General features: G+C 31.0%; 13 protein-coding genes. 6 read left to right on the top strand and 7 right to left on the bottom strand.

Translation table 11 applies throughout. The features are described 5' to 3' along the window. Positions 1-10 precede the first annotated feature (10 nt). Positions 11-1,171: a pyridoxal phosphate-dependent aminotransferase gene (locus K8M07_RS04650; protein ID WP_223376728.1), complete on the bottom strand. Its 1,161-nt coding sequence runs from the start codon at positions 1,169-1,171 to the stop codon at positions 11-13. 237 nt (positions 1,172-1,408) lie between these two features. On the opposite strand from K8M07_RS04650, the gene K8M07_RS04645 reads away from it, so the two are divergent. Next, positions 1,409-2,254 carry a DUF4349 domain-containing protein gene (locus tag K8M07_RS04645; protein ID WP_223376727.1) on the top strand — a complete coding sequence of 282 codons (846 nt, stop codon included), beginning with the start codon at positions 1,409-1,411 and terminating at the stop codon, positions 2,252-2,254. Between the two features lie 47 nt (positions 2,255-2,301). Here K8M07_RS04645 and K8M07_RS04640 read toward each other — a convergent pair whose 3' ends face one another. Further along, a complete protein-coding gene (locus tag K8M07_RS04640) occupies positions 2,302-2,478 on the bottom strand; it encodes a hypothetical protein (RefSeq protein WP_223376726.1) in 177 nt (58 codons plus the stop codon). Positions 2,479-2,702: 224 nt separating this feature from the next. Next, the gene (locus tag K8M07_RS04635; protein WP_223376725.1) at positions 2,703-3,077 is read right to left on the bottom strand and encodes a hypothetical protein; all 375 of its coding nucleotides are present in this window, start codon (positions 3,075-3,077) and stop codon (positions 2,703-2,705) included. Between the two features lie 143 nt (positions 3,078-3,220). Here K8M07_RS04635 and K8M07_RS04630 point away from each other — a divergent pair, with 143 nt between their 5' ends. From K8M07_RS04630 to K8M07_RS04610, 5 genes are read left to right on the top strand one after another with little or no spacing between them, the layout of a single operon-like run. After that, positions 3,221-3,865 (top strand): TraX family protein, encoded by a 645-nt coding sequence (locus K8M07_RS04630; RefSeq protein ID WP_223376724.1) that lies wholly within the window; start codon positions 3,221-3,223, stop codon positions 3,863-3,865. A 52-nt stretch (positions 3,866-3,917) separates the two neighbouring features. Further along, the gene (locus K8M07_RS04625; protein ID WP_223376723.1) at positions 3,918-4,925 is read left to right on the top strand and encodes an alpha/beta hydrolase; all 1,008 of its coding nucleotides are present in this window, start codon (positions 3,918-3,920) and stop codon (positions 4,923-4,925) included. Between the two features lie 14 nt (positions 4,926-4,939). Next, positions 4,940-5,920, top strand: coding sequence for an alpha/beta hydrolase (locus K8M07_RS04620; RefSeq protein WP_223376722.1), 981 nt, complete (start codon positions 4,940-4,942; stop codon positions 5,918-5,920). Between the two features lie 17 nt (positions 5,921-5,937). Beyond that, on the top strand, positions 5,938-6,549 hold the full coding sequence (locus K8M07_RS04615; RefSeq protein WP_223376721.1) for a regulatory protein RecX: 612 nt from the start codon (positions 5,938-5,940) through the stop codon (positions 6,547-6,549). 12 nt (positions 6,550-6,561) lie between these two features. Further along, positions 6,562-6,804, top strand: a complete 243-nt coding sequence (locus tag K8M07_RS04610; protein ID WP_223376720.1) for a GIY-YIG nuclease family protein — start codon at positions 6,562-6,564, stop codon at positions 6,802-6,804. Here the strand turns inward: K8M07_RS04610 and K8M07_RS04605 are convergent. The 4 genes from K8M07_RS04605 to K8M07_RS04590 all read right to left on the bottom strand — a co-directional run bounded on the left by K8M07_RS04605 (position 6,787) and on the right by K8M07_RS04590 (position 11,738). Then, positions 6,787-7,821: an aldose epimerase family protein gene (locus tag K8M07_RS04605; RefSeq protein ID WP_223376719.1), complete on the bottom strand. Its 1,035-nt coding sequence runs from the start codon at positions 7,819-7,821 to the stop codon at positions 6,787-6,789. The genes K8M07_RS04610 and K8M07_RS04605 overlap by 18 nt on opposite strands. Positions 7,822-7,884: 63 nt before the next feature. After that, on the bottom strand, positions 7,885-8,577 hold the full coding sequence (locus K8M07_RS04600) for an L-ribulose-5-phosphate 4-epimerase (protein ID WP_223376718.1): 693 nt from the start codon (positions 8,575-8,577) through the stop codon (positions 7,885-7,887). A gap of 11 nt (positions 8,578-8,588) precedes the next feature. Then, positions 8,589-10,061, bottom strand: coding sequence for an L-arabinose isomerase (gene araA, locus K8M07_RS04595; RefSeq protein ID WP_223376717.1), 1,473 nt, complete (start codon positions 10,059-10,061; stop codon positions 8,589-8,591). 9 nt (positions 10,062-10,070) lie between these two features. After that, positions 10,071-11,738, bottom strand: coding sequence for a ribulokinase (locus K8M07_RS04590; RefSeq protein WP_223376716.1), 1,668 nt, complete (start codon positions 11,736-11,738; stop codon positions 10,071-10,073). Positions 11,739-11,758 lie beyond the last annotated feature (20 nt).

Here is an 11,758-nt window from a genome sequence, read left to right as displayed (position 1 = left end):
CGTTCCCCCTTTAATTTAAAATATCTATTTTTTCTATCCTATCAAATGCTTCTTTTAATTTCTCAATTCCAACAGTACATGCTATTCTGATGTATCCTTCCCCACACTTACCAAATGATATCCCTGGTATGGTCAATACATGGGCTTTTTTAAGTATATAATCACTTGCTTGTATTGAAGTTAACCCTGTTTTTTTAACATTTACAAATAAATAAAATGTTCCCTTAGGACTTAATACAGATAAGTTGGGGATATTCTTAATCCTATTAGCTGCATAAAATACCCTTTTTCTATACTCCTCTATTATCTCTGCTTGAATAATATCTCTATTTCTTAATGCATAAATTGCACCACGCTGTGAAATGGATGGAGCAGTAAATACCAAATTTTCATTTATCTGCTGGATAGTTCTTATTATATAATCTGGTGCTATTATGTTGCCTATACGCCAACCCGTCATTGTAAAATTCTTTGAAAAGCTATTAATGACAATAGTTCTTTCCTTCATACCTTCAATAGATACAATAGGAATAAAGGGCTTCCTATAACAAAAAGAGGTATATATATCATCCGATATAACTACCAAATCATATTTAACGGCAATATCTCTTATACCTTCCATTGTCTTTATCGACAGGATATTCCCTGTAGGATTATTTGGCGAATTAATAATTATGGCCTTTGTCCTTTCGGTTACTATGCTTTCAAGTCTTTCGATATTCACCTGAAAATCCTCTTCTTCATATGAATCAAGAGGAACGGGCACACCTCTTGCCAATTCTATCTGTTGAGGGTATGGAGTAAAATAAGGCGCTTGCATAATTACTTCATCTCCATCATCTAATATAGCCTCAAGAGCCAAATACATTGCTAAGCAGCCACTTGTTGCAACAAATATTTCTTCATCCCTAATTGATAAATCATATTCATCCTTATAAAAATTTATTATTTCATTTCTTAATTCAGGATCTCCTCTAAAATCTGTGTACTTAGTATGTCCTAGCTTTGCATCTCGCATCGAATTTTCTATTACAATATCGTGTGTTATTAAATCAGGATCACCAAGACTTAGATCAATTACATCATCAAACTGCTTAGCCAATTCATCTACTTTGCCCATAGGTGTAGATTTATCCTTCCAATAGCGTTTAGAAATAAACTTATGTTTCATATATTCACTCCTTTCTTAATTAAAGCTTTATGCTTTAAGATTTTAAAATACATTATATCATAGGATATCAAGTGGAAATCGTTATCATAAAAAATTTTTCTAAAATTTTTTAAAAATTTTTAGAAACTTTAAAAAACATGTAATTATAGCAAAAATAACATAAGACACAAATGTAACTAATTTGTAGTACTTTTCTAAAATATTCTATTGTATAATCTTATTAAAGAGGTGAATATAATGGGAAATTCCAAAAGGCTTATCTTCATATTACTTAATATTATACTTGTCTTATCTATAATAGTTGGTTGCAGTGCACAAAAAAGTCAAAATGTTAGTAGTGATAAGGCTGATTCAACTGTATCAGAAGAGGCTAAATTTGGTGGTGACTCTGCTAGTCCACTAGAACCCGAAAAGGTTATTACTACAATTGACTTGAAAGTTGAAACTACTGAATTTGATAAATCAAATGATGAATTAAACAATATTATTGAAAAACATGAAGCATATGTGGAGTATTCTAATATATCATATAGTTCTAAAGTTTATAGAAATGGTCAATATGTCATTAGAGTCCCTAAAGATAACATAAAAAATTTTAAATTAGATTTAGATGCAATAGGAAATATTACAAGGGAAAGTGCAAACAAGCAGGATGTAACCAAACAATATACTGATACAAAATCAAGATTAAAAGTTCTTGAAGTGCAGGAAGAAAGAATTCTCACTCTCATGAAAAAAGCTACAGAAATAGAGGATATTATAGCTTTAGAAGAACACTTAAGCGAAGTTATATATGAAAAGGAAAAATTACAATCTAACTTGATGAAACTAGATGATAAAATAGATTTTAGCACTATCAACTTAAGCATTCAAGAGGTTGAAAAACTATCCAGTTCAACAACACAAGATACTTCTTTTGGTAGAGAGATAATAGATGCCATAGATGATTCATTGTATTTTTTCAAGAATACTTTGGAAAGATTGGTAATTGTAATGATATATTTATTACCTTTTATAGTTATAATTAGTATAATTGTATTCGCTGGATATAAAGGAATAATTAGATATAAAAAGAAAAAATAATATCTATAAGCCTAATCTCTGAAGTTCCAGAGATTAGGCTTTAGTTATTACTTCTTACTTCTTTCATTCTGTTTTCTATTATTTCTCACATGTTTATTCTTTTTCATATCTTCATTATCTAGTGCTCCAATTTCTCCAGCAATTTCATAATTCATTTCTCTAAAAAAGTTTTTATCGATTTTTCTATCTTCACCAGCTTTTTTATCAGTATTTTTTCCCTTCATTATCATCACCTCATGTGTATTTTCTGTTTAATTCTTCATTACATACAAGGTATTTTAAGGAACAATTAGTCATCTATCTCAAAATCGGCTATTTTCCCATTGAAATGCATTTACCTTTATCCATATTTAGTATCTTTTGTATGTTTCCTATTAGTATATATGTACTAATCGTCAGTTTGTCTTTTTTTAGATTGCCTTTTTAACTTTTTAAGTGTATCTTTTATTTACTTAACCATTAAAATATATCCTATTATACCTATAGCTAATAAAATCAATCCTTTTAATATTGCAATTTGACCAGTATTATGGTATATAAGATAAACAATAGGTATGGCTATGCTTGGAAGAGTAACAAATACCAGTATTACAAATGTATCTTTGATCATATAAAGCAATTTTCCAAATATATCATCTTTGTAGATCCCTATAAATCTCAAAACGAATCCCATAGGAAAAACAAATACAACAATATTAAAAATATTTTTTAATTTAGACCACATAGGAAATGGAAATAAAAATGGGCAAATTAAAGCAAACAAACCTAACCACATAATCCAATATCCTAATATTTCTGCCAATCTTCCGAAAAATCTTTTCAAAACATCTCCCCCCCTCGCTGTTAAATTCTTACTATCTCCCTAATAACTCTATTTTACAAGCATAAATAAGTTTTTGCAAACAAATTATTTCTGATATAATCATTATAAGATTTCGCTAATTTTTAATGAAAGGAGTACTTCCTATGAATGTACAGATATTTAATGCTTTCAGTTTAAAAATAATAATGATAATTCTGATGGCTATTGATCATATTGGACAATTCATCCCTGGTATTCCACCATGGTTTCGCTGGATTGGTAGGATTGTAGCTCCAATATTTTTCTTTCTATTAGCTGAGGGCTATGATCATAGTAGAAATAAAATTGCTTATTTAAAGAGACTATTTAAAGCTGGAATTATAATGTTTATTGGTAATACTATATTATGGTTTATATTTAAAAATGAATCTTTTATTTCTAATAATATATTCTTAACATTAGCTATAAATTTGGCTATACTCATATTGTTAGATCAAAAAGAAGGTAAAAATAAATTACTACTTATAGCATTGATTATATTTGCAGCCCTCACGGAAGGTTCTTTGTTGAGCACTGCTGTTATAATAATATTTCATTATTTAAAGGATAAAAAGCTTATAATGTCCATAGCTTATATAATGGTATCTTTATTACTTATTCCCAACATTCAGTGGATGCAAGTTTTCGCATTACCATTTATATTAATGTATAATGGCGAAAGAGGTCCAAATATCAAGAAATTTTTTTACATATTCTATCCAGTTCATATATGGATTCTCTTCATAATAGGCTCTTACATGAGTATTTAGTTACCTGTTATGGTATAATAAATTGAGTAATTAATTTGGGAAGGAATAACAAATGACTATTAATTTTAATTATGATAAAAAAAATATTGATTTTGTATCTGGATATATTTTTAAAGGGAAAAGCTATAGATGTAACTATATAAGATATAAAACCTTATATAAAAATTTTCTACCTGGTACTGAAAATGTAGAACTATATCTATATCAACCAAAAAAGGAAGTTCGAGCTTCGACCCTAATCCTTCATGGTTTAGGAAGTAGGAATATTAAATTCCTACTAAAACTTGGACCTGTCTTAGCTAGTGCTGGAATAAGTACTGCAATATTGATACTTCCTGGAAACTACACTAGAGTTGAAAATATCTCAGTAAGTGGAAGAAGTTATCTTTATCCTGATATAAATGTTATGTATAGATTTTGGGAACATGGAGTAGTAGATATTTTAAGTACTATAGACTTGTTAGAACAATCAGGGTTTTGGAAGGAAAATAATATTGTTCTTGGTTATTGTCTAGGTGGTATGATATCTACAATAGTGGGTGCCATTGACAGTAGAATCAATCATCTATTGTTTATGACTACAGGTGGTCATATCCCACAGATATTACATCAATCTCCTGTTACTAAATTTGCCAGAAGATTGTTCCAAAAAGGTATTGGAACGGATTATTATCTAGATAATAAAGAAAAACTCTATGATATATATGATAAACAATTTCCAAAAGTTAAAAAAATGTCATTTGATGAAATAATCGCTAATACTGATATTCATCCATTGTTTAAAATAGATCCTATTTCCTATTGTCATCTATTGGATATGAAAAAGGTGACTTTTATAGATGCATTTTTTGACTCTACTTTACCTATACAATCTCGAAAGATATTATATGACGAAATGTATGGTGCTAATAGAAAGGTATTGCCTATTAGTCATGTAAATTGGTTACCTTTTGGATATTTTGTTGCTAAATATATGCTCTATAAACTTGATATCAATGAAAAAGAAGCAAAAAAAGCTTTATTAACAAGAAGAAAGATGGAAAATCCATTGGAGAAATAATAGGTGAAATAATTATGGATAAAATCAAGAAAAAACTTAAAATGTCTTACTTTATAGCTAACAAAGTTTATTTATTGTTTATATTTCTTTTGCTTACTGCACAGGACTTAAGCTTGGGTTTTTACTATTTTTTAATATCAATTTTTATATATTTATGGAAAACATTAAAATCAAGGATTCCAATAGAAGTGGACAAGGAATTTGAAAGCAATACTTTTGTGTATAAAAATACTGAAAACAAAGATCTAAAACTCGATCTATGGCTACCTTCCAATGCTAACAAAAAATATCCATTAGTCTTTTTCTGCCATGGAGGTGGATGGATTTCCGGTTTTAGAAATCAGCCTAACAATGTATCATGGTGTAAATATTTAGCTTCAAAGGGGTTTGCTGTTGTAAGTATAGACTATAGATATGGAATCAAAAATACCATGGAAGACATTCTTTCTGATTATACTGATGCTTTATATTACGTAAGAGAAAATCATGAAAAATTATCTATAGATAAAGAAAAGATTATTTTAATGGGCTTATCTGCTGGCGGACATCTTTCATTACTATATTCCACCTATTATACTAACATTGAAGATGACATTAAGATGGCAGGTATTAAAGGAGTAGTTGCCTATTATGCTCCTACCGATTTGAAGGATATATTCATCTCTGATAACAAGTCCATATTTTCCAGATTTGCAACTAGACAAACCCTAAAGGGAGACCATGTGATAAAAGAAAATATATATAATTATTATTCCCCTATCTCCTGGGTTAGTGAAAATATGGTCCCTTGTTTATTAGCCCATGGAAAGGAAGATAAAGTTGTTCCCTTTAAATCATCTGTCAATTTTGCTAAGGAATTGAAAAAAAATCAGATAGAATATACATTCTTAGTTCATAGAAAAGGAGGGCATTCCTTTGATACTAAACAAAGCGATGTAGCTACTGTAAATACTTTAGAAAGGACCTTAAGATTTATTAGAAAAACTATGGCATAATGAATTGGAGTGAAAATATGATCATTACAAAAATAGAATCTCAAAAAAACCTAGATAGGGTTAACATATATTTAGATGGTAATTTTGCATTTGGATTGATGAAAGAAGTTCAGTATAAATATGGACTAATTGAAAATATGGAAATTGATAACGATTATATAGAAAAAGTCTTATTTTCTGAAGAACAATTAAAGGCTAAAAACGTTGCATTAAAGTTTTTAAGCTATAGACAAAGATCTGAAAAAGAAATAATTGATAAGTTGAAGAAAAAAGGATTTGAAGATAATATAATAGATCTAACTTTAACCTATTTGAGAAATAATAAGTTAGTAGATGATTTTGAGTTTGCTAAATCATTTATGAGAGATAAAATAAATTTAAATAAATACGGTCCTAAAAGAATAAAACATGAATTGTATAAAAAAGGCATTCCTCACAATATAGCTGACAAAGTTATAAATGAATATGATGATGAATATTCTAACGCTCTAAAATTGGCTAAAAGGAAAATGCCTTCTTATAAAAATGACGATAGAAATGTAATTTATAGAAAGTTAGGAGGTTTTCTCCAAAGAAAAGGCTATTCATATGATTGTGTTTCTAAGGTATTAAAAGAATTATTAAAATAGGTGATTAAACAAATGTGTTATGTATATATATTAAAATGTGCTGATGAAACTCTTTATACTGGCTGGACTGTAAATTTGGAAAATAGATTAAAAACACATAATAAAGGAAAAGCCTCTAAATATACCAGAGCTAGGCTTCCTGTTGAACTAGTATATCATGAGACTTTTGATAATAAAATTGATGCTCAAAAAAGGGAATGGCAGATAAAACAGCTTAGTAAAGAACAAAAACTTAGATTAATAAGTCATTGTTAATCTGTATTTTGTTTTACTATAGTATTTTTCATCTGGCTTCAATATGTTTTTCGGTAAAAATTTCTGGTTTATTGCATCTGGATACCATTGAGTTTCAAGACATACCCCTTGATGTTTAAAAGCTCTTTGTCCATTTGAAAGCAGTGTATTTCCATTAAGTCCATTGCCACAATAGAGTATTACTACAGGTTCTGTGGTTTTCATACTCAACTTTACTCCTGATTTTTTAGAATATAATACTATCTGTTCTCCATTATCTTTATTTAGTATAAGGGGATGATCGTATCCTCCTGTGTTTATTAAATCTTCATTAGTTGAATCCATATCATCTTTTATTCTTTTATTATGCCTAAAATCAAAAGGAGTATTTTCCACTTTAGCTATCGTGACCGGAATACTTTTTTCATCTAATTTGATATAATAATCAGCATCTATTTTTAATACATGTTCTAATATGTCTTGGTTTAAATCATTGTTTAAATTAAAATAACTATGATTAGTCATGGTTAATGGTGTGCTTTTGTTGGTATTAGCAAAATATTCTATAGTTAAGCAATCATCTCTATCCACAGTATACTTTGCATGCACCGTTAATTCCCCAGGAAATCCACATTCCATATCTGGGCTTGTATATTTTAATGTTATACTAGCTGAATCTTCGGTAACCTCTTTTTCTTCTAGCTCCCATAGCTGAAATGAAAATCCCTCTTTACCACCGTGTAAACATGTTGAACCTTCATTTTGATCCAATTTGTATGCTTTATTGTTTAACTCCATTTTCCCATTGGATATTCTTCCTGCAACTCTTCCAATTAATGCACCAAAATATGTAATACTATTTATATACCCTTCTACATTATCGAGTCCTAATACTCTATTTTTGCCTTTAAAATTAATTTCTCTTATTATTCCGCCAAGATTTAATATCTTTACTTTTAGGTTTTTACTATTATCCAATACATATTCTATGACATTTTTAGCCTTGCATGTACCAAATATACTTTTTGATATATTCACATTACTTCTCCCCTTCATTATTAAAAATAGATCCAAGCAAATTTGCCTGAATCCATTTTAAGTCTATATTTTTTGTCCATAGTATGCATCTTTACCATGTTTTCTAAAGAAATGCTTGTCTAATAAATTTTGATCCATTCTCCCTAGATTCCTATTCAATTGTTCTGAACCATAAGCCATTAATGCTACTTCTTCTAAAATCATAGCATTATTTACTGCATCCAATGGATCTTTCCCCCAAGAAAATGGCCCATGGGATTTTACTAATACTGATGGAATGTGGTCTGGATCTATATCTTTAAATGTTTCTACTATAACCTTTCCCGTTTCTCTTTCATAATCCTTTTTTATCTCGTCTTCTGTCATATTTCTAGTGCAAGGAACTTTACCATAAAAATAATCTGCATGAGTTGTTCCATATGCTTCTATACCTCTGCCAGATTGAGCCCATATTGTGCTCCATTTTGAATGAGTATGAACAACTCCGCCAATATTCTTGAAGTTTTTATATAATTCTAAATGGGTTGGTGTATCAGAAGAAGGATTTAAATCCCCTTCTATTTTGTTTCCTTCCAAATCCATAACTACCATATCCTCTGGTCTCATCTCATCATATGGAACTCCTGAAGGCTTAATAACAAATAAGCCTTTTTCACGATCGATGCCAGAAGCATTTCCCCACGTTAATATTACTAATCCACTTGTCTTTAGTAACATATTCGCTTTATAGACTTTCTCTTTTAAATCTTTTAACATATAAATTCTCCTTATAAATTAAGTTTCCATGCAATATCATTGTACATCAATTCTTTTTTTAGTTCTGTTATATCCGTAGCCTTACTTATATGAATAAATTCTATTCCTACCATTTCCGCAAAATCCCTCATATGTTCAACTGTTAATGAATAGCTCATAACTGTATGATGAGCTCCACCTGCCAATAGCCATGCCTCTGCTGAGGTTTGTAAGTTTGGTAATGGTTTCCACATAGCTCTTGCTACTGGTAATTTAGGCATATCCTCCAGAGGTTTTACAGCTACTGCATCATTTACAATTAACCTCATCCTACCACCTATATCTATTAATGATGCAAGTATTACATTCCCCTCTTTGCCGTCAAAAACCATACGCGCTGGGGCTTCTTTACCTCCTATTCCCAATTCATGTACTTCTATTCTAGGCTTATCATCTGCTATTGTTGGACAAACCTCCAACATATGCGCTCCTAAAATTAATTCGTTATCTCTTCTAAGATGATAAGTATAATCTTCCATAAAGCTCGTTCCACCATCAAGACCTGTAGCCATTGTCTTCATTATATGGGTTAAAGCAGCTGTTTTCCAATCTCCTTCTGCTCCAAATCCATATCCATCTTCCATAAGCCTTTGTACAGCTAGTCCTGGCAATTGTTTTAATCCATATAGATCTTCAAAAGTTGTTATAAATGCTCCAAATTTACCTTCTTCTAAAAATTTTCTCATTCCTAATTCCATTCTAGCTTGATACCTAACTGATTCCATATTGTCTGTAGCTATAGTATATTCTTTCCTATAATCTTCCATCAAATTGTCTATTTCATCTTCTTCTACTGCATCTATATATTGTACCAAATCTCCCAATGGATGATAGTTTACTGCCCAACCTAATTTGATTTGTGTCTCAACTTTATCCCCCTCAGTAACTGCTACTTCACGCATATTGTCACCAAATCTTGCAACTTTTAGGTTTCTAGATTCCATTACTCCTATTGCTGAACGCATCCAATTTCCCATTTTATTTTGAAATTCTTCATCTTCCCAGTACCCAACAACTATCTTTCTTGGTAGTCTCAATCTAGCTCCTATAAATCCATGTTCTCTATCTCCATGAGCAGATTGATTTAAATTCATAAAATCCATATCAATTTGATCCCATGGTATTTCTCTGTTAAACTGTGTATTCATATGAAGATATGGTTTATTTAACCTTGTTAATCCTCTTATCCACATCTTTGATGGTGAAAATGTATGCATCCAAGTCATTATTCCTGCACAGTTTTCGTCATAATTAGCTTCTTCAACTAGTTTTGTGATTTCATCTGGAGTTGTAGCTACATTAACTAGTTTGATTTTCCAAGGAATGTAATGTGATGTGTTTAGTTCCTTTACCATTATTTCTCCATGTTTTTTAACTTGCTCAATAACTTCTTTTCCATACAGATGCTGACTTCCTATTACAAACCAAAATTCATAATTTCTCATATTATCCTCCTATCTAGTCACAGATTTCTTAATATCTTTCAATCGTTTCATAACATTATTTTTTCCACGTCCAAAATAATCATGAAGCTTTTTATATTCATCAAATAGTTTGTCATATATTTCTGCATTCTCTTTGATTGGAGTGTAAACTATATCTTTTACTTTCCCCATAACCTTAGATGCCTCAACTACACTGTCATATCCACCCTTTTCGTTTCCTGCAGCTACTGCTGCAAAAATTGCAGAACCTAATGCCGGACCTTGTTCAGTTCCCGCTATATAAACTGGCATATTTAATACATCTGCATATATTTGCATTATGAAAGAATTCTTCTGTGATATTCCGCCAGACGCATAAAATTCATCTACTGGAACTCTATTTTCCCTAAATGTTTCTATGATCATTCTTGTACCATATGCTGTAGACTCTATTATAGCACGATAGATTTCTTCCGGTTTAGTTTGAAGATCCATTCCTATTATGAGTCCTGTCAAATCTACATCTACCAATACAGACCTATTCCCATTCCACCAATCTAGAACAACTAATCCACTTTCTCCAGCCTTTAGATCCACTGCTTTGTTTGTTAAGTACTGGTATGTATCTAATCCTTCTTTTTCCGCTTTCTCTATATATTCAGCTGGTACACAGTTGTCCACAAACCAAGCAAAGCTATCTCCTACACAGGATTGACCTGCTTCATATCCAAAATATCCCGGTATAATACCGTCCTCTACTACACCACACATTCCTGGAACTTCCTTTTCTTCTTCTCCTAAAAGAACATGACAAGTTGATGTCCCAATTATAGCAAGCATTTTCCCTGGTTCATATATCTTTACTGCTGGAACACAAACGTGAGCATCCACATTTGCAACTGCAACTGCCGTTCCTACGTTTAGGCCTGTTAATTTAGAAGCGTATTCTGTAATTTCACCTGCTTTTTCCCCAATGGGAGTTATATCTCTAGATAACTTATCATCTACTACATTTTCTAATCTAGTATCTAATGCTTTAAAGAAATCCTTATTCGGATATCCTTCCTTCTTATTCCAAATGGCTTTATATCCTGCTGTACAGGAGTTTCTTGTTTCTTCTCCTGTTAATTGCCATATGACCCAATCTGTTGCTTCAATAAATTTATCCATTTGATCATAAAGCTCTGGATCCTCTTTTAATATCTGCCATAACTTGGGGAATAGCCACTCTGAGGATATCTTGCCTCCATATCTATTAATCCATTTTTCATCTAATTCTTCAGCCACACTATTTAATTCATTTGCTAGATTTTGAGCTGCATGATGCTTCCACAATTTTACGTAAGCATGTGGTCTATCTTTATACTTATCTAAAAAACATAATGGAGTACCATCTTCCTTAACTGGCAAGACTGTACAGGCTGTAAAATCTATACCCACACCTATTACATCATCTGGACTAATATTAGTTTTTTTCAAAACATCTGGTATTGTATTTGCCAAAACATCCAAATAATCTTGTGGGTGTTGTAATGCCCAATCATGGGGCAACTCTTTTCCTGAAGGCAATCTATCATCCATAACCTGATGTGAATATGCATATACACTAGAATTCAATTCCTCCCCAGTGTGGACGTTCACCAATATAGCTCTACCTGACAATGTTCCAAAATCAACGCCTATTGTATACTTACCCATTTATTTCACCTCACTATACT

This window comes from Schnuerera sp. xch1 (assembly GCF_019931165.1).
Classification (GTDB): domain Bacteria; phylum Bacillota; class Clostridia; order Tissierellales; family Tepidimicrobiaceae; genus JAIOUP01.
Note: the sequence above shows the minus strand (reverse complement) of the source record. Positions and strands in the feature narration are given on the sequence as shown.